This window comes from Rhizobium sp. SRI_017 (assembly GCF_057586295.1).
Map to the genome: position 1 here is coordinate 263,931 of NZ_JBYCZP010000002.1, position 17,387 is coordinate 281,317.

Below are 17,387 nucleotides of genomic sequence, written 5' to 3' on the forward strand. Positions count from 1 at the left end.
GATTGTGCGCCTTTTGCGGCGGCCGCTTGCCGGGGTGGAAAAATTCCGCTAGAGCCCGACCACCGAACCATTGCATGCCGCCCGGACCCGGGCTGCGCGGGCCTGTAGCTCAATGGTTAGAGCCGGCGGCTCATAACCGCTTGGTTGGGGGTTCGAGTCCCTCCGGGCCCACCAAATTCCTTATTCGCGTATGTAGCCGGTCGCGCAAGGTCGGACTTTTCCCACGAACCTCTGGACTTTTCCATCGTAGCCGGACGCGCGATTTTGCATTCTTGAAGCAAGGTTCGCTTCGAGCGACGTGTTTGGCCGTCATGGTAGCGAAATCGAGAAATTGAAGCCGCGCGTAAGTGGCGGCCGACAATCATATCCGTCCGAAATCCTCCGCCCATCCTTACGGGAACCCACCCGCATCCCCCGCGTTGCGGTCTTGCGGCCCCATTGTGGCCGAAGCAGCAGCTGTCCGAAGCAGTTGTTGTGCCGGCGGAGACACGTCACCGGCTCCGCCGGCAGCTGCTGGAACGTGCCTTGGCTGCAGCCACATGGAGACCTTGAAAAGCCCAGTGGCGGCACCGGGAAATGGCCCGAATGGTCAGCGGTTTCTTCTTCCAATGACTCGCGATAGAGTACGCGAAAATGGCCGGCTGGTGTGTTATCCGGCTGGCATTGGGTGGGATTCTTGAGGGCATTCATGCGGCGCGGCTTTTTCACGATGGTACTGGCGTGCCTGTTCGCGGTCGCTTTCGGCCTGTCTGTGCGTGCTGAGACAGCGCCGCCGCCGTCGGAGAAGATATCGGAACTCGTCAAGCTGATGAGCGACCCCGAAGTCAAGGCCTGGATCGAAAGCCAGCAGAAGCAGGTGCAGGCGACCAAAACCGAGTCCTCTGCAAGTGTGGATCTCCATGCGGTGGGACTGGATCTCCGCGGTCGGTTCCGATCTCTTGTCGCGGCATTTCCGCAGACGCCCACAGCTGTTGCCGGCGTCATAGGCCGTGTGCTGGCGGAGGCGAAGGAGCGGGGACTGCCGCCGCCTGGGCTTATTATCGTCGGTATCGTGCTGATCGCGCTGGTCGGCGAGTGGCAGTCGCGAAGGCTGTTTCGCACGGCGACCGCCTCGGTTTCTCCCGTAGTCGCCCAGGCGGTCGGGCAGATCGGGCCGCTTCTGGTCTTCGCAATTGTCTCGGCCGTGGTGTTTTTCTCTTTCGACTGGCCGCCGGCCTTCGACACGGTCATCGTGCACTATCTCGTTGCGGCAATCGCCTTTCGCATCATCGTCGCATTGCATGCCATGGCGCTCTCGGTGGGGAGCTTGAGCCGGCACCGATTTCGCCGCATCGTCGCCTTCGCGGCCGTATTCGTGTTCGGGCTGGCAACGATCGGGATCGCGCGGGCGTTTTCGGTCGATCAGGATGTGCTGCGCGTCCTCGCCGTCTTTGGGTCGCTCATCCTGCTGGCGATCAGCATCGAAGCCGTCATCACCAGCCCGACAGAGCAGACCTTCCGAATGAGGCTCTTCAAGATTCTGGGCCTAGTGGCGCTTTGGCTGATATGGGTTTCGGGTCTCTTGCTGCTGTTCTGGGCACTTCTCTATGCCGTGATGCTGCCGAAACTTTTGCCGGCGATCGACCGCCTGGCGCGCGCCTTTGCCGCGACCCGCTGGCCTGGCGATGCGGAGACGAGCATTCCTACGGTTCTTCTCGTGCGTGGCGTCAGGGCCGTCGTGATCGGCCTTGCCGTGGCCTGGCTCTCGGTCGTGTGGCAGATCAATCCGCGTGCGTTGGGCGACGGCAACACGGTATTCGACTCGATCTTCCTCGGGCTGCTCAAGAGCGTGATCGTCATGCTGATCGCCGATCTCGGTTGGGCGCTGGCCAAGGCTGCGATCAGCCGCAAGCTCGCCACGGTCGCGGGCGGGCAGGAGCATGATATGAGCGAAGAGGCCGCGCGACGCGCAAGGCTGCGCACATTGCTGCCGATCTTCCAGAACGCGCTTGCAGCGACGCTGCTCGTAGTGACGGCGTTGATGGTATTGGCCGAGCTCGGCGTCGAGATCGGGCCGTTGGTCGCCGGCGCCGGGGTCGTTGGTGTTGCGATCGGATTTGGTTCGCAGACGCTGGTCAAGGATGTGATCTCGGGCGTGTTCTACCTTATGGACGATGCTTTCCGCGTTGGGGAATATATCCAGAGTGGCAGCTATATGGGCACGGTCGAATCCTTCAGCCTGCGCTCGGTGCGACTGCGGCATCACCGCGGGCCGGTCTTCACCGTGCCCTTCGGCGTGCTGGGGGCCGTTCAGAACATGAGCCGTGACTGGGTAATCGACAAGTTCAGGCTGCGGGTGGCGTTCGATACCGATATCGCCAAGGCAAAGAAGCTGACCAAGACCATCGGCGCGGAACTCCGGGAAGACGAGGAGCTCGGTCCGCTGATCATCGAGACTGTCAAGATGAAGGGCGTCGAGGAGATCGGTGAATATGGCATCGAGCTGAGCTTCGCCTTCACGGCAAAGCCCGGCAACCAGTCGATGATCCGCCGCCGCGCCTATGCGATGATCCGGAAATCCTTTGCGGAAAACGGTATCAACTTTGCCCAGCCGACCGTACAGGTCGGTGGCGACGACAAGGGCGATGTGGCCGCTGCCGCCCATCTTGCCCAGAAGCAGAAGGCGGCGGCCGAGGCAGCGCTGCAAACCCAGCAAAATCCACAATGAAGGTAGCCTTTTATTCGCCGATCAAGCCGCCGGGCCATCCAGTGCCGTCGGGCGATCGCCTGATGGCGCGGCTCCTCATCCAGGCGCTGGAGCTGGGGGGGGCGGATGTCGAGGTCGTCTCGGAATTCCGCTCGTTCCGCAAGGCGCCGCCGGTAGACGGGTTGGCGGAATTGAGGGCTCAGGCTGAGACAGAGCTCTCACGAATTGCTGCGGGCTGGCGGCGTCATGGCGTGCCGGATCTCTTCTTCGCTTACCATCCCTATTACAAGGCGCCGGATCTGGTCGGGCCGGCGCTGTCTCGCAGCTTCGCTATCCCTTACGTGACGGTGGAGGCGTCCTATTCGCGGCGCCGGAACGAGAGCGGGTGGCGGGACATGCAGGCTTTCGTCGCCGGCGCTGTCGAGGCGGCCTCCGTCAACATTTCCATGACCGAGCGCGATCGTGACGGACTGCTCGCCAACTTCCCTGCCGCGCGCACGGCCATCCTTCCGCCGTTCCTCGACGCAGCGCCTTTTCTCGTGCATAGGCCTGAGCCAGAGCGGGGGTGGCTTGTCACCGTGGCGATGATGCGGCCCGGCGACAAACTCGACAGTTACAAGATGCTGGCGGCGGCGCTGGCGGAGATGAAGGACACGGTCTGGTCGCTTTCGGTCGTTGGCGACGGCCCGGTGCGGGCGGAGGTCGAGGCGTTGTTTGGCAGCATTCCGGCGGAGCGGATGGTCTGGCACGGTCAGCTGGGCCAGGAAGAGATCGCACGTCTCCTCGCTCGGAGCAGCGTCTATCTCTGGCCGGGCGTGGGAGAGGCCTACGGGCTGGCCTATCTCGAGGCAGAAGCGGCTGGGCTTCCGGTCATCGCGCAGGAGATTGCAGGCGTGCCGTCGGTGGTCATCCACGGACGCACGGGCATTCTCACGCCAGCGGGCGATGTTGCGGCCTATGCCGGAGCGATCCGCCGGCTCTTGTCGGACGAGCAGGAACGGTCCCGGCTTGCAAGGGGTGCACGCGATTTCGTAAGAGACGAACGGTCGCTCGAGGCGGGATCGCAGCGGCTCATGTCCATCATCCATGAATTTACAGGTCTGACGTGATGCGCAAGGCGGATTGGGTGCCCCTTATTTCCACCCTCGATACATGGCAGGCCGAAGGACGCGTCGCGCGCTTCTGGCTCCGGGATGACGATGCCGTGGAGCCGACGCCTGCTCTGGCGCGCCTGCTGGATCTTTGCGATCGACATCACGTGCCGGCGATATTGGCGGTCATACCGGCGCATGCCGGTGAGGCGCTGGCGGCGTCCCTCCGTGGAAGGGACAGCGTCGAGGTCGCACTGCACGGCTGGTCGCATGAGAACTATGCGCCACCAGACAAGAAAAAGCAGGAGCTCGGACCGCATCGGGCAGCGGATGTCGTGCTCGATGAACTCGCGAGGGGCGTCCAAAGTCTAGGCGCGCTGTTCGGCGCGCAGTTCGTGCCCGTGCTCGTCCCGCCGTGGAACCGGATCGACAACACCCTGCTCCCGCACCTTGCCGATATCGGAATCAGCGGCCTTTCGGTCTTCGGTCCCGAACAAGCGGGCGCCCTGACCGTTGTCAACACGCATGCCGACATCATGGATTGGCACGGCACGCGTGGCTGCCGGCCGACCGCCGATATCGTGGCCAATATCATCAAGCGGCTCGGCGAGATGGAGGGTAGCGGCGGCACGATGGGCCTGCTGACCCATCACCTCGTGCATGACGAGGCTGCCTGGACATTCATCGACGAGATCCTTGCGGCAACGGCGGGCCATCCGGCCTGCCGCTGGTGTGGTCTTGGTGAGCTATTAGACGCGCCATGATCCGGCGCCCCGATTGCCCCTCACTATGCTCCTACTCGGCCGGTGTGGCCCGCCGGCTGCCGCCTCGCGCAATATAGGGCAGGGCGAACAGGTACAGCCCGCTCAGCAACAGCAGGATGAGCGGGATCAGCGCCATCAGGCCGACCCAGACGGCCGGCTGTTCCTGGCCCATTACGAAGATGTTGAAAATGTTGGCTATCATGCCGATCGTAAAGACTATCGACAGCCAGCGGTGAATCTGCCGTATCCATCTGTTCATATGTACTTCCTCCTCAGGACATGCGGGCCGCCTGGCGCCGTCTTCACGCAACATTCGAGAATAAAGCAGACGTTCCGCCGGCTGCTGCGATGACCGGCAGATGCCAAGCTGTTGCATTCGGAGCGTCGCCCGGGTTCAGGCCATTCGCTCCAGAACCTGCTCGAGGCTGTCGAGGAACTTGGGCCATCCCGCAGTCGCGCCCTGGAAGTAGCGTGGCTGATCGTGCCGGAAGCCGGTCTGCTCCATCGAGAGCCGCGTGCCCTTGCCAGTGGGCGTCAGGGTCCAGGTCACGATGCTTTTGAGGCGGGTATCGCCCCATGTGTAGGACAGCGTCCGGTGCGGCTCGACGGCCAGCACCTGACAGTCGACATGGCCCCAATCGGCACGCAGGCTGAACCGGTGGTCAATGACGGGCTCGAAGTCGTTCTTCATCAGCCATTCCTCGATCAGCATGGGCTGGGTCAGCGCACGCCAGATCTTCTCCGGCGGATGCGGAAAGTCACGCTCGACGACGACGGAGCGCGTTTCTGTGGAATTCACATTCATCAGTACGGGCCTGGCTCTCTTCGAAATGTTCTGGGGCTAGATAGGCTACAGCTTTTCGCCGGGCAGCAGGCTTGCTTGCTTGACCCAAACGGCAAACTGCGCCTCGTCGATCTCGTCATTTTCATAGATATCGAGATAGCGCACATCCTTCTGCTTCGACGTGCCCGGTGGTTTCGGATCGAGCGACGCGCCCTGCATGAAGGCAACCTTGACGTATTTGGTGATGCAGTGGAAACCCAGGAACCAGTGCTTGCCATCGAGGCCATAGAACGGCGTGTTCCACTTTACGGCTTTCTGCACGTCGGGAATCGTTCGCACGATGATCTCGTCGAGGCGCCGGCCGACTTCCTGTTTCCAGTCTGGCATGGCAGCGATATAGGCTTGCACAGGCTCGTCGCCATAGCCCTTGGGGATCTGAGGATTGCCGCCGGACAGCAACACGACTGGCTTCTCGCCGGCCGTCGTATGCGACTCCAATGCCGGTTTGCCTGACTTCGCGGCGGATCGGGAGGGCTGCTTGGTCTTGGCGGTTGCATTTTCGGTCATTGGTCCATCCTGTTCAGCAGGTCTTCCAGACGATCAAAACGATTTTCCCAGAAGCCGGTCATTTCGCTGGTCCAGTCGATCAAGGGCGAAAGCGCGGCGACCACGGCGCTGTAATGCGTGAGGCGGCCCTCTGGGCGGTCAAGCACCAGCCCGGCCTGCTTCAATACTCCAAGATGCTTCGAGACCGCCGGCTGGGATACGCCCGCATAAGCCGTCAGTGCTCCGACGGTTTGCTCACCCTCACGGCAAAGCCGCTCGAACAGTGCGCGCCTGGTCGGGTCGGCTAGCGTGCGGAAGAGCGTGTCGCGGGCGTATTGCATTAGACGTATAACTCGCTGGCTATGGATTTAACCTATAACCAGTGAGATATGAATGAGTCAACCCGTTTGTTATCGCTGGCGCAAATGGTTCGCCGCGCCACGAATATGACGGCCTTGGCGATGTGAAATCAGAGGACTTCTAGAGGTGAAAGACGGTGCCATCGGCCACGGGGAAGGCCCCCGGCATGACCTTTGCGGCCTCGCGGGCAATCTCGTCGAGCTCGTCGTCGTTGCGCAGCGGCGAGTGATGGACGAAGCCGACTTTCCTCGCGCCGGCAGCCTGGGCGAGACGGATCGCATGCGTCCAGGTCGAATGGCCGAAGCCGCGATGCTTCTCCATTTCCGAGTCGACATACATGCAGTCGTAGAGAAAAAGATCGGCGCCCTCGATGAGGCGCAGCACGTTTTCATCGAGGGGCGCGCCGGGGACATGCTCGGTGTCGCTGATGAGAGCGAAGGTCTTGCCTTCCCATTCGATCCGGTATCCGGTCGAGTTGCCGGGATGATTCAGGGGCCGCGTCTGCAGCGCCAGGCCCGGCGCGATATCGAGCGTATCGCCGGCGCTAAAGTCGTGGAATTCCAGTTTGGAACGGCACATTTCCATGCGCACAGGAAACCATGGCGGCTGGATGAAAGAATCCATCATTTCGCGCGTCGTCATCGTGTCGCCGAGATGACCGGCCCAGATCTGGATGCGGTTGCCGGGCATGTAGATGGGATAGAAGAAGGGCAGGCCGATAATGTGGTCGTAGTGACAATGGGTGAAGAAGAGATTGTAGTTCTTCACGCCCTCGCTCATCATTGCGCGTGCGGCCGGGTGGAGGCCGGAGCCAGCGTCGAACAGCAATCGGTTCTCGCCGCATTGAACCTCAATGCAGAAGGTATTGCCGCCATATCGCTGGAATTCGGAGCCGGACACGGGCAAACTGCCCCGCACGCCCCAACAATGCACTCGAAACACCCGTCTGCTCCCTTCCGCCCGACGGACCGATACTGCCCGCCGCACGTCACGTTCTCAATATACGGAAATCACGCAAACGCTGAGTCCGATTTTTGAACAGGTCGAAGTTTCGCCATATTTGGTAACCGCGCGCAAGGGGGATACCACGGACGAATCGGGAGCTTCGTATTTTGCGCGGGGAGAACTCAGCTTGCGCTCTTTATCTGGGCACGCGCTTCGGTCAGCTCGGATGTTGTCCGGGTCAGGCGCTGGGCGAGCGAACGCAGGATCTCGAACATCATGTCGGGATAGTCGGCAAGAAGGTTCAGGAAAACGTCCTTGCGGATGCGGAGTGCTTCGAGCGGGCCGGAGGCCTTGACGGTCGCGGTGCGCGAGACGTCACAGAGGATGGCGATTTCGCCGACAATCGCATTGTCGGCCAGCTCGGCGATCTTGATCAGGCTGCCATTCGATTCGGCGAGAATATCGGCCTTGCCTTCGAGGATGACGTAAGCCGCATCACCAGGATCGCCCTGACGAAAAAGGATCTCGCCGGGACGATAGCTGACGCGGTCCGAGGCGAAGGCAAGCAGCTTCAGTTTGGCGGGGGCGACCCCGGCGAACAATGGCACCTGCCGCAATGTCTGTACTTCATCCTTGAGCATCAAAGTCGTCCAGTTCGTTTTGCTCCTGATAGTCGCGTGATGTGACTATCCGGATACAAGTTCTTTAAAGATAGCGCTTTTTTCAACAAGATTCGAGTGACTGCCATCCGCGGCGAGCTTGCCCTTGTCGAAGACGAGGATGCGATCGAACATGCCCGCCAGTTCGGCGCTGCTCAGCACCCAAACGATGGATGCGTTGGCATCACGCTTGCGGATCAGTTCCTGCGTGCTGGCAATGATCTTTTGCTGTACGCGATGGTCGAGGCTCGGCAGCGGCCTGTTGAAAATATAATGGATCGACCGGCGCATGACAGCACGGGCCATGCCGAGTTTCTGTCGCTGCACGGATGTCAGGCGGCGGCCACCGACGCCGACATTGTAGCCGAGGCCGATGGCAAGCGCGTTCTCGTAAAGGTCCTGCGCCTTGAGAAGGTCGAGAATGATTGATCGGATGCGCTCCGAACCATCGGTGTATTTGTGACTGATACGGCCGAAGAGCACATTGTCGAGCAACGTGGCCGATGCGGTGAAACGCTGAGGATCGTACCGCTCGATTGCGCCCTTGAGCGTATCGGGCATGCCGGCATGGAATTCCTTGCGGACCGCGACAACCTTCGCCATCAGCTCTGGCGTCAGCAGGCCAAAACGGTGCCGGGGTTCGACATAGAGGAAGCTCAACCGGATGATTCGGACCCGGTCCTCAATGGCGACATCCTCGAAGGGCCGGCCCTTCAGCTTCTGCAGCAGCAACTGATACTGCGGAATATCGTCAGCGGTCATGAAGGTAAGCTGCTGGAAGAAGGGATGGTCCGGCGGCAGGTCGCTGAACAGATCGACCGCGTTTTCGGCAATCTCCATGCCCATCCCGTAGAGCTCGCGGTCGATGCCGGAACGCATCGCTACGCCGAGGAAATAGGCATTCTTGCCGATTGCGGAACCCGCGAACTCCGGGCCGATCGGCGAGCCGAAAAGCAGGTTCTCGCCCACCGTCGCCTCGGTATTGTAGGTCTCGGGGTCGAAGGGGACGACCAGACTGCTGAGGTCCTCCTTCTCCAGCGCTTCGCGTAGTGCTGCGCGCAGATGGACGATGTTTTCCGCAAATTCGGAATGGGCATTGGTGTCGACTGCAGAACGCAGCGCGAGTTCGAATATGTCACGAGAGAGCTGGACGGCGTCGAGCGCCGCTCGGATCGCGCCGGGCATCATATCGGGCCCTTCGACACCGGCCGCCGTGTAGTCGATCCAGTCGCCATGAATGTCGAGATCGGGATTTCCCGCGAGCTTGGCTTCGCGGATTTCCCAGTTGCGGTGATCCGTCTGCTCGGCATCATACTCTGCCGCTTTGAGCGGCGCATGCTTGAGGCCATAGAGCAGGTTGTCGAGCAGGGTTCCCTGGAAGAGATAGTGCTCGGCCGACACATAGGTCAGCTGCCGGCCGATGACCGAATCCGGAAGCGCGAGGATATCGTCACTACCGAAGGTGAGCTTGCCGGCCTCGGGCCACAGAACGCGTCCGAAGGCATCCGCCAGGGCTTCACCGCCAGCCGCGGCGGTGCCGATGACGCCGACGGTCTCGCCGGGCTTCACCTGCATCGAGACATTCGAGATCAGCCGCGCCCCCGAATCGTCGCTGATCGAGAGATTGACGGCCGAGATCGGCTCATCGCGCAGCGGCAAGTCCTCGCCGTTTACCGCCTGCACCGACTTGTCGATCATGTTGTCGACGCTGAACTGCTCGACCACCTGAACGTATTTTACCTGCACGTCCTGGCGGAGCTGATCCCAGTCGATCAGTTCCTTGAGCGGTCCGGGCAGGTCCTTGTAGGCGGTGATGACGGCGACGAGCTGGCCGACGTCGAGCTGGCCCTTGAGCGCCAAAAAGCCACCAACGATGTAGAACAGGAAGGGCGTGACCGAGGCCAGGAAGTTGTTGATGAACTTCACCATGAACTTCCACTGGTAGAGGTCGTAGCGGATCTTGAAGATCCGTCCGAGCCGGCTGGCAATGTCCGCTCGCTCATAGTTCGTGGTGTCGTAACTGCGGATCGTCCCGATCCCGTCAAAGATCTCGCTGATGCGACCGGAAAGTTCGCGGGCCGTCAGCTGCCGTTCGCGGCCGAGAATGAGAAGCCGCCGCCGCATACGCGGAATGATGAAGCCTTGGATGCCCACCATGAAGGCTGCGATCAGCCCGAGCCAGAGATTCTGGACGAAGATGAAGACAAGCGCCGTCAGCGCCTGCCCGCCGAGCAGCGCAGGCGAGACGAAGGCTTCACCGGTGAACCCGCCGAGCGGCTCGACCTCGTCCTTGACCATGCTGGCGACTTCGGCGCCCTTGACGCGCTTGAACTGTCCGGGCGGGAAGCGTAGCACCCGATCGACCAGCTCGAAGCGGATGCGGCGCAGCAGCCGTTCGCCGAGGCGGCCCTTGTAGGTGTTGATGTAGTACTTGAAGAGGCCATTGATAACGACCAGCAGGAGGAACACGCCGCTCAGCGCATAGAGCATGCCGAAGCGGCCGAGTTCGAAGCCATCGAAAATGTTGAGCTGGCCGATCCACGGCAGATCAAAGGAGATCGCGCCGAAGGTCTGTGTTGCCGAGGGATCATCGAAGCCCTTGCCCTGAATCGGGCCGTTCACGATCTGCTTGGGCAGATCGAACGACATGAAATAGGGGATCATCGAAATCGCTACGACGAAGAGGATGTAAAGCTGCTGCTTCCTCGTGTGCGTCCAGATGTATCGGGAAAGGCGATTTTCCATCAAAAAGCCTTGGGATTGGAAACCGGCTTGCGAACGACCGGCGAGCAGAAGATAGGAGGCCAGATCGCAAAAACCAAGCCCGCCTGTCGGCCTTGAACGGTCGCGAAAAATGGACTGAAGTCAAGAAAATTGTGAGCCGGCGCAAGGTCTTCCACGGGCCCTACGGCATGGCGCAAACGCGCCCGGTCATGTGCTGGTCCCATGCCGCCTTTCTTCCTTCCCCAAGCTTCCGGCATCGCTTGCGCTCCCTTGAGAGCCAGCCTACAACAGCGCCATGACAAACACCATCCATCCCGCTCCGCCCTCCGCAACCGATTGGCGCGACAGTGCTTTCGACCTTATGCGTGGTGTCGCCGCCTATACGGGCAGCCCGCTGATGAAGGGACTGGCCAGCGTCCTTGGCAAGCATCCCGACGCCGATCTCGGCAATGCTTTCAACCACAAGCAGATTGGCAGCAAGATGTGGGCGCGGGACTCACTCCATGAGGCGCTCGGTGGAAGGTTGGAGAAGGTCGTGCTTCTCGGCGGCTGGTACGGAATCCTGGCGGCGATCCTGTTCGATGATCCGCGCTTCGAGATCGGCGCCATCACGAGCTACGACATCGATCCCGCGGTCGGAGCTGTCGCGGAAACGCTAAACCGGGAATGGGCGGACCGCTTTTCGGCGGTGACGGCGGATATGTACGGGCTCGACTATGCTGCGATGGGTGCCGACCTGATCGTCAATACGAGCTGCGAACACATTGCCGACCTCCGAGCCTGGCTCGCCTTGCTGCCGAAGGGCGCACGGGTCATGCTGCAGTCGAACGACTATTTCAGCGAGCCGACCCACATCAATTGCGTGCCCTCGCTGGAGGCCTTCGCCGAGCAGGCGCAGCTCTCGACGCTTGATTTTTCCGGCAGTCTCAAGATGAAGAAATATACACGCTTCATGCTGATCGGGACAGTTTGATCACCTGAGATCGCGGAGGATCTCGGCGGTCCTGTCCGCGCCCTCGAGATCGAGCCCATGTTCTGGCCGGCGGCCGGCAGCGAGTTCGGCGGTGATCGCGGTGGTCATTTCGTTGACCGTGAGGGTCTCTTCTGCAACGATCGAGGCGAGACTTTTCGCCTGCAGCCGCTCTGCGCGTACGTGCTGCTCCGTCTCACCCCCGGTCGTAAAGGGCACGAGAACCGAACCACAGCCGGCGCGCAGAATATCGCAGACTGTATTGTAGCCGGCTTGCGAGACCGAGACTTTGGCCGCCGTCAGCAAGCTCGCGAAATCGCGGCGGAAGCGGAAGAGCTCGGCGTTTGCAGGCTTCGTTCGTTCGATCTCGTCAAAGTCGGCCTGAGGCAGATTCGGGCCTGATATCAGCGCCCAATGCAGGTCGCCCGGCAATCGATGCGCGGCTGAGGCAGCCGCTTTGATCAGCCCTGCGCCGACCGCGCCGCCACCAGCTGAGACGATGATATCGAAGGTCTCGCTTGGTGCAGGTGGCGGCGGCGCACTGACCATGCCGGTATAGACGATCTTGTCGGCGATGCCGCTCGCGAGCGGAAACGTCTCTTCAAGGCGCACGAAGGCGGGATCGCCATGCACCAGCACGCGATCGAAATAGCGCTCGACAAGCGACACGCTCTCCTCGTCACGGCCGGGCTTGCTGCGCTGCTGAAGAATATCGCGGAGCGAGCAGGCGACCAAGGGACGATCCGGCATGGCCATGATTTCGTCAAGCAGCGGCAACAGTTCGAAGCGGACCTGTCGACGGCCGAAGGGGAAAGCTTCGATGACGACGATATCGGGTTTCGACTGGCGAAAGGCGTCGAGCAGTGCTTCCCGGCGCATCGCCTCGAAGGCCTTGTCGACTGGACGGCCGGCGCTGTCCACGAGGCCGGAGAAGCCGGCATCGCCGGATGCAATGGCCGGCAGGGCGATGTGTTTGAGTTCAGGCGCGGGAAAGCCCTCGACCGGCACGCCGCCGGTGACGACGGTGATGTCGAGGCCGTGTCGGGCCGCGGCGCCGGCGATGCGGCTCGCGCGTGCCAGATGACCGATGCCGAGCAGGTGCTGGACATAGAAGAAGATCTTGCGGGGTTGCTCGCTCACGACGCCTTTTCCCATTCTGCTTCGAAGAGCGAGACGAGCTGGTCGATGCTGGTATGGAAGTCGAAATCGGAGCGGACGCGCGTTTCCGCGGCTGCACCAAGGACGTGGCGCTGACCGGGGTTGCGGATCAGTTCTTCGAGCACTGCGGCCAGAGCCTCAGGATCTTCCGGCGGTACGAGCCTGCCGTTGACTCCATCCGTCAGCAGTTCAGGTACGCCCGAGATCGTGGTCGAGACACAGACGAGCCCCTGGCTGCAGGCTTCGACGATGACATTCGGCAGGCCGTCGCGGTCGCCGTCGGGCGTGATGCGGCAGGCGAGTGCGAAGATGTCGGAGGCACGGTAGGTCGCCAGAACATCCTTCTGGTCCATCGCGCCGCGCCATGCTAGCCGGTCGGCGATGCCGAGCTCCCCGGCTTGAACCTTCAGCGCCTTGATGACCTCGCCGTCGCCGATATGTTCGAAACGCCAGTGGAGTTCCTTCGGCAGCCGCGCGAGCGCCTTGAGCAGGATGTCGTAGCCCTTCTTCGGCACAGCACGTCCGACGCTGACGATGCGGACAGGATCATCTGGATCGCTGCCATTGCGCTGCGCGTGTTCGCCCTCGAAATGGCCAAAGCGGGCGAGGTCCAGACCGTGATAGCTCAGATGGACATTGGCATTGGCCCCGCCGAGATCGCGGAGATGCTCGTAGCCGGTGCGCGTGCAGGTGACGGTCCAGCGATTGCTGGTCAGCTTGCCTGACAGTTCCCAGTCCGGCGACGTCCAGATGTCCTTGGCGTGCGCTGAGCAGGTCCACGGAATGCCGGTGATCAGACTGGCATAGGCTGTCGCCGAGGCGGGCGTATGGATAAAATGCGCGTGCAGCCAGCCGACGCGTTCCGGAAGTTCGGCGGCCAGAACAGCGGCCTGGCCGAAGCGGCGCATCCGGTTGCGGGTCCGATCATGCGAGAAATCGCGCGAGACAGCCGCGATCGCCTTCCAGAAACCAGATCGCGGCAGGCACTTCAGGACGGCCTTGAGAACACGCAGCGGCTCCTTATGCAGATATTCCGGTAGATAGAGCACAGGTGCCTTGATCTCGTCGTGGACGGGGTGGCGCTTGGTATCGGTCGGATGGCGAAGCGCGACGAGCACGAGGTCGAGACCGGCGCGCTCGAGCCCAAGAATTTCCTGTGCGATGAAGGTTTCCGAAAGGCGCGGATAGCCCTTCAGCACGATCGCGGTTCTGCGGCGTTCAGGCAAGCAACAGCTCCAGCGTCATCCCTTGACGACGGCGAGATGATCGGGATGGCGGCGGTCGAGCAACCGGCCGACCATCTGCGAAATGTGCGGCAGACCCTCCAGGCGGATGCTCTCATGGGCCGTCACCGACGGCGGCTGCCGGATGAGCAGGCGGCGAAGCGCATCGGCCAGACGCATCGGGTCGGCCGATTCTTCGGGGAGCAGCATGTCGACGAGGCCGAGTTCGGTCGCTCGGGTGGCGCGGATCAACTGCTCTTCGCGCGGCTGGACACGCGGTACGATCAACGCCGGCTTGTCGAACGAGAGGATCTCGCAATAGGTGTTGTAGCCGCCCATGGCGACCACGGCTTTGGCGCCGGCGACGAGCTCTTCCATGCGGTTGTCGAATTCGATGACCTCGACAAAGGGCAGGCTTGATGCCTTGCGGGTGAGCTTGAACCGTTTGCGGGCGGGCATGTAGGGGCCGAGAACAACGAGCGCCCGGTGGTCTAGGCTGCGGTCCTCCTTGTAGGCGTTGAGCACGTCGCGCACGAGATCGGCACCGTCTCCGCCGCCGCCCGTGGTCACGAGAACGTAATCGCTGTCTGGCCGCCGCGAGGTGGTCTCTTCACGCGGTACGCTTCGCTGCAGGAAGCCCACGAAATTCATCTTGTTGCGGACGGAGTCCGGAACCTCCAAGCCGACGAGCGGATCGTAGAAATCCGGCGGACCATAGACCCAGATGTGATCGTAATATTGCGCGATCTTCGGCATGACATTCTTGCGCTTCCACTCGGCGTCGAGCAGATGCGGGGCGTCCATCACATCGCGCAGGCCGAGAACGAGCGTCGTGCCGCGGGTCTTGAGATAGGTGAGGGTGGATTCGACCTCGCCCTTCATGCCCATCGGCTCCTTGTCGACGATGAAGATGTCGGGCTGGAAGGTCTCGGCGGTGTGGCGGATGATCGACTCGCGCATCTTGAGCGTTTCCTCGAGGCCGCGGTGACGCTCCATCGATTCATACTCGCCGTTGCGCAGCTTGATCACGCTCGGAATCTTCACGAAATCGACGCGCGCGCGGTAGTCGAAGGCGCCGGCGATCGTGGCGCCCGAGATGATCAGGATTTCGAGCCCGCGATAGTCTTCCACGAGTGCATGCGCGATCGTGCGGCATCGGCGCAGATGGCCGAGGCCGAACGTGTCGTGGCTGTACATCAGGATACGGGCGTCTTCCACTCGACGAGTCATGACTGCCACTCCGGCTTGGTTGCACGCATGACGGAAATCAGTTCTCTACGCATCCGCATGTCGAACTCCGCTTTACTTGTAGGGGTCCGCGGCATCGCGCAGACCGTCGCCGAGGAAGTTGAAGGCAAGGATGACCAGGATCACTGGGATCACTGGGAACATCAGCCATGGATAGAAGGCAATTACGCTGACGCTCCTAGCCTCTGTGAGCAGAATGCCCCAGCTGGTGATCGGCGCCCGGAGGCCAAGGCCAAGGAAGCTGAGCGCCGTTTCGCCGAGGATCATGCCTGGAATAGCCAGCGTTGCGGTGGCGATCAAGTGCGACATGAAGCCCGGCACAAGATGCCGGCCGATGATGCGGCCGGACCTGGCGCCCATCAGTTGGGCCGCCAGCACGTAATCCTCTTCCCGCAGCGAGAGCAGCTTCGAGCGCACAGCGCGGGCCAGTCCGGTCCAGTCGAGCAAGCCGAGGATCGCGGTAATGCCGAGGTAAATCAGCATGGGACTCCAGGTGACGGGCATGATGGCCGCGAGCGCCATCCAGAGGGGGATACTAGGGATGGACTGTAACACCTCTATGATGCGCTGCACAATAAGATCGAACCACCCGCCGTGGTATCCGGCCAGACCGCCGATCACAATGCCGAGAACGAAGCTGACGGCAACGCCGAACAGGCCGATCGTCAATGAAACGCGGGCGCCATAGAGCAAGCGCGAGAAGACATCGCGGCCGAGCCGATCACTTCCCATCAAGAAAAATTGACCGCCCTCGGCTGGGCACACGACATGGAAGCTGCTCTCGAACATGCCCCAGAATTTGTATTTGTCGCCGGAGCAGAAGAAGCGGAGCTTCTCGACCTTGTTCGGGTTATCCGCGTAGTTGCGCTTCAGCGTGTCCATGTCGAGCGTCATGTCGCGGCCATAGACGAAAGGCCCGACGAAGTTGCCGTCATGGAACAGGCGTACGCGCTGCGGCGGCGCGTGAATGAAATCCACATTGCGCGAATGCAGGTTATAGGGCGCCAGAATCTCGACGATGACGATGACGAAATAGAGCAGGAGCAGGAAGATCGCCGAGACGACGGCGAGTCTGTGGCGCTTGAATTTCCACCAGGTCAGCCGGAGCTGGGATGCACGGAAGACGTGCTCCTGTTCGGGCGTCATCTTCTCGATCGAGTAAGGATCGAAAGGCGCGTCGGAGACATAGTGTTCGAGCGGCGCGCCGGCCGCGGGCAGGGGAGCGTGGGTCATTTGGTGCTCCCACCCTGAAGCCGGATGCGCGGATCGAGGATGGCGAGCGCGATATCGGAGATCAGCACGCCGATGACAGTCAGGAAGGCCAGGAACATCAGAAACGAGCCCGCGAGATACATGTCCTGGCTCTGCAGCGCCTTGATCAGCATCGGACCGGTCGTTTCGAGAGACAGCACGATGGCTGTGATTTCGGCGCCGGAGATGATCGCCGGCAGGATCGAGCCGATGTCCGAGATGAAGAAATTCAGCGACATGCGCAGCGGATATTTCATCAACGTCTTGAACGGGTGAAGACCCTTGGCGCGCGCGGTAACGACGTATTGTTTCTGCAGTTCATCGAGCAGGTTGGCGCGCAGCTTTCGAATCATGCTGGCGGTGCCCGCCGTGCCGACGATGATGACGGGGATCCACATATGTTCGAGGATTGATTTTGCTTTCGCCCAACTCATCGGCGCGTTGAGAAATTGCTCGTCCATCAGGTGCCCAATCGACGTGCCGAACCAGATGTTGGCGAAATACATCAGGATCAGCGCGAACATGAAGTTCGGGATCGCAATGCCGATGAGCCCAACGAAGGTCAGTCCGAAATCGCCCCAGCTGTATTGATGGGTTGCGGAATAAATGCCGATGGGGAAGGCGATGACCCAGGTGAAGATGATGGTGAAAAACGATACCAGCATGGTGAGCCAAAGCCGGTCACCGACCACCTCGCTCACCGGAAGCTGGTATTCGAAGGAATAGCCGAAGTCGCCATGTAGCATGCCGGCGACCCAGTAGAAGTAGCGGATGACGGGCGGCTTGTCGAAACCGTATTCCGCGCGCAGCTGTTCGATTTCCTGCAGGTCGACGTCTTCGCCTTGCGCGGCCAGATCGGCGATATAGCTCTCGAAATAGTCGCCCGGCGGTAGTTCGATGATGGTGAAGACCAGTGCTGAAATGATCAGCAACGTCGGGATCATGACGGTGACACGCCAGAGGATATATCGCAGCATC

Annotated in this window: 16 protein-coding genes and 1 tRNA gene; 5 read left to right on the top strand and 12 right to left on the bottom strand. The window is 61.4% G+C overall.

Features of this window, described 5'->3' with window-relative positions; genetic code table 11:
• The first annotated feature begins 98 nt into the window (after positions 1-98).
• From AC2YI2_RS06075 to AC2YI2_RS06090, 4 genes are all read left to right on the top strand, one after another.
• Positions 99-174: transfer RNA gene (locus AC2YI2_RS06075), tRNA-Ile, on the top strand.
• Positions 175-688: 514 nt separating this feature from the next.
• A complete protein-coding gene (locus AC2YI2_RS06080) occupies positions 689-2,707 on the top strand; it encodes a mechanosensitive ion channel family protein (RefSeq protein ID WP_487385545.1) in 2,019 nt (672 codons plus the stop codon).
• Complete coding sequence (locus AC2YI2_RS06085) at positions 2,704-3,795, top strand: glycosyltransferase family 4 protein (RefSeq protein ID WP_487385546.1); 1,092 nt, start codon at positions 2,704-2,706, stop codon at positions 3,793-3,795. The genes AC2YI2_RS06080 and AC2YI2_RS06085 overlap by 4 nt, the downstream gene beginning before the upstream one ends.
• Entirely contained in the window at positions 3,795-4,541 is a 747-nt protein-coding gene (locus AC2YI2_RS06090) for a polysaccharide deacetylase family protein (protein ID WP_487385547.1), read from the top strand. The genes AC2YI2_RS06085 and AC2YI2_RS06090 overlap by 1 nt, the downstream gene beginning before the upstream one ends.
• A 31-nt stretch (positions 4,542-4,572) precedes the next feature.
• Here the strand turns inward: AC2YI2_RS06090 and AC2YI2_RS06095 are convergent, their stop codons facing one another.
• From AC2YI2_RS06095 to AC2YI2_RS06125, 7 genes are all read right to left on the bottom strand, one after another.
• Complete coding sequence (locus tag AC2YI2_RS06095; protein ID WP_487385548.1) at positions 4,573-4,800, bottom strand: hypothetical protein; 228 nt, start codon at positions 4,798-4,800, stop codon at positions 4,573-4,575.
• Between the two features lie 135 nt (positions 4,801-4,935).
• Positions 4,936-5,346, bottom strand: a complete 411-nt coding sequence (locus AC2YI2_RS06100; RefSeq protein WP_487385549.1) for an SRPBCC family protein — start codon at positions 5,344-5,346, stop codon at positions 4,936-4,938.
• A 45-nt stretch (positions 5,347-5,391) separates the two neighbouring features.
• Positions 5,392-5,892: a DUF1801 domain-containing protein gene (locus tag AC2YI2_RS06105; RefSeq protein ID WP_487385550.1), complete on the bottom strand. Its 501-nt coding sequence runs from the start codon at positions 5,890-5,892 to the stop codon at positions 5,392-5,394.
• On the bottom strand, positions 5,889-6,212 hold the full coding sequence (locus AC2YI2_RS06110) for an ArsR/SmtB family transcription factor (RefSeq protein WP_487385551.1): 324 nt from the start codon (positions 6,210-6,212) through the stop codon (positions 5,889-5,891). The genes AC2YI2_RS06105 and AC2YI2_RS06110 overlap by 4 nt, the downstream gene beginning before the upstream one ends.
• 139 nt (positions 6,213-6,351) lie before the next feature.
• Positions 6,352-7,137 (bottom strand): MBL fold metallo-hydrolase, encoded by a 786-nt coding sequence (locus AC2YI2_RS06115; protein ID WP_487385861.1) that lies wholly within the window; start codon positions 7,135-7,137, stop codon positions 6,352-6,354.
• Between the two features lie 221 nt (positions 7,138-7,358).
• On the bottom strand, positions 7,359-7,820 hold the full coding sequence (locus AC2YI2_RS06120) for a cyclic nucleotide-binding domain-containing protein (protein ID WP_487385552.1): 462 nt from the start codon (positions 7,818-7,820) through the stop codon (positions 7,359-7,361).
• Between the two features lie 42 nt (positions 7,821-7,862).
• Positions 7,863-10,580 carry an ABC transporter transmembrane domain-containing protein gene (locus AC2YI2_RS06125; RefSeq protein WP_487385553.1) on the bottom strand — a complete coding sequence of 906 codons (2,718 nt, stop codon included), beginning with the start codon at positions 10,578-10,580 and terminating at the stop codon, positions 7,863-7,865.
• A 274-nt stretch (positions 10,581-10,854) separates the two neighbouring features.
• On the opposite strand from AC2YI2_RS06125, the gene AC2YI2_RS06130 reads away from it, so the two are divergent.
• Complete coding sequence (locus AC2YI2_RS06130; RefSeq protein ID WP_487385554.1) at positions 10,855-11,532, top strand: class I SAM-dependent methyltransferase; 678 nt, start codon at positions 10,855-10,857, stop codon at positions 11,530-11,532.
• Here AC2YI2_RS06130 and AC2YI2_RS06135 read toward each other — a convergent pair whose 3' ends face one another.
• From AC2YI2_RS06135 to AC2YI2_RS06155, 5 genes are all read right to left on the bottom strand, one after another.
• Positions 11,533-12,684, bottom strand: a complete 1,152-nt coding sequence (locus tag AC2YI2_RS06135) for a glycosyltransferase family protein (protein WP_487385555.1) — start codon at positions 12,682-12,684, stop codon at positions 11,533-11,535.
• The gene (locus tag AC2YI2_RS06140; protein ID WP_487385556.1) at positions 12,666-13,913 is read right to left on the bottom strand and encodes a glycosyltransferase family 4 protein; all 1,248 of its coding nucleotides are present in this window, start codon (positions 13,911-13,913) and stop codon (positions 12,666-12,668) included. The genes AC2YI2_RS06135 and AC2YI2_RS06140 overlap by 19 nt, the downstream gene beginning before the upstream one ends.
• A 15-nt stretch (positions 13,914-13,928) precedes the next feature.
• On the bottom strand, positions 13,929-15,140 hold the full coding sequence (locus AC2YI2_RS06145) for a glycosyltransferase family protein (protein ID WP_487385557.1): 1,212 nt from the start codon (positions 15,138-15,140) through the stop codon (positions 13,929-13,931).
• 72 nt (positions 15,141-15,212) lie between these two features.
• Positions 15,213-16,391: an ABC transporter permease gene (locus AC2YI2_RS06150; RefSeq protein WP_487385558.1), complete on the bottom strand. Its 1,179-nt coding sequence runs from the start codon at positions 16,389-16,391 to the stop codon at positions 15,213-15,215.
• Entirely contained in the window at positions 16,388-17,386 is a 999-nt protein-coding gene (locus AC2YI2_RS06155; RefSeq protein ID WP_487385559.1) for an ABC transporter permease, read from the bottom strand. Before AC2YI2_RS06155 ends, AC2YI2_RS06150 begins: the two co-directional genes overlap by 4 nt.
• Between the last annotated feature and the right edge of the window lies 1 nt (position 17,387).

Excerpts from the sequence above, each read along its gene's own strand:
- AC2YI2_RS06080 (WP_487385545.1), top strand. The coding sequence starts at position 689 with ATGCGGCGCGGCTTTTTCACGATGGTACTGGCGTGCCTGTTCGCGGTC.
- AC2YI2_RS06085 (WP_487385546.1), top strand. The coding sequence starts at position 2,704 with ATGAAGGTAGCCTTTTATTCGCCGATCAAGCCGCCGGGCCATCCAGTG.
- AC2YI2_RS06090 (WP_487385547.1), top strand. The coding sequence starts at position 3,795 with ATGCGCAAGGCGGATTGGGTGCCCCTTATTTCCACCCTCGATACATGG.
- AC2YI2_RS06095 (WP_487385548.1), bottom strand. The coding sequence starts at position 4,800 with ATGAACAGATGGATACGGCAGATTCACCGCTGGCTGTCGATAGTCTTT.
- AC2YI2_RS06100 (WP_487385549.1), bottom strand. The coding sequence starts at position 5,346 with ATGAATGTGAATTCCACAGAAACGCGCTCCGTCGTCGTCGAGCGTGAC.
- AC2YI2_RS06105 (WP_487385550.1), bottom strand. The coding sequence starts at position 5,892 with ATGACCGAAAATGCAACCGCCAAGACCAAGCAGCCCTCCCGATCCGCC.
- AC2YI2_RS06110 (WP_487385551.1), bottom strand. The coding sequence starts at position 6,212 with ATGCAATACGCCCGCGACACGCTCTTCCGCACGCTAGCCGACCCGACC.
- AC2YI2_RS06125 (WP_487385553.1), bottom strand. The coding sequence starts at position 10,580 with ATGGAAAATCGCCTTTCCCGATACATCTGGACGCACACGAGGAAGCAG.
- AC2YI2_RS06130 (WP_487385554.1), top strand. The coding sequence starts at position 10,855 with ATGACAAACACCATCCATCCCGCTCCGCCCTCCGCAACCGATTGGCGC.
- AC2YI2_RS06135 (WP_487385555.1), bottom strand. The coding sequence starts at position 12,684 with ATGGGAAAAGGCGTCGTGAGCGAGCAACCCCGCAAGATCTTCTTCTAT.
- AC2YI2_RS06145 (WP_487385557.1), bottom strand. The coding sequence starts at position 15,140 with ATGACTCGTCGAGTGGAAGACGCCCGTATCCTGATGTACAGCCACGAC.
- AC2YI2_RS06150 (WP_487385558.1), bottom strand. The coding sequence starts at position 16,391 with ATGACCCACGCTCCCCTGCCCGCGGCCGGCGCGCCGCTCGAACACTAT.
- AC2YI2_RS06155 (WP_487385559.1), bottom strand. The coding sequence starts at position 17,386 with ATGCTGCGATATATCCTCTGGCGTGTCACCGTCATGATCCCGACGTTG.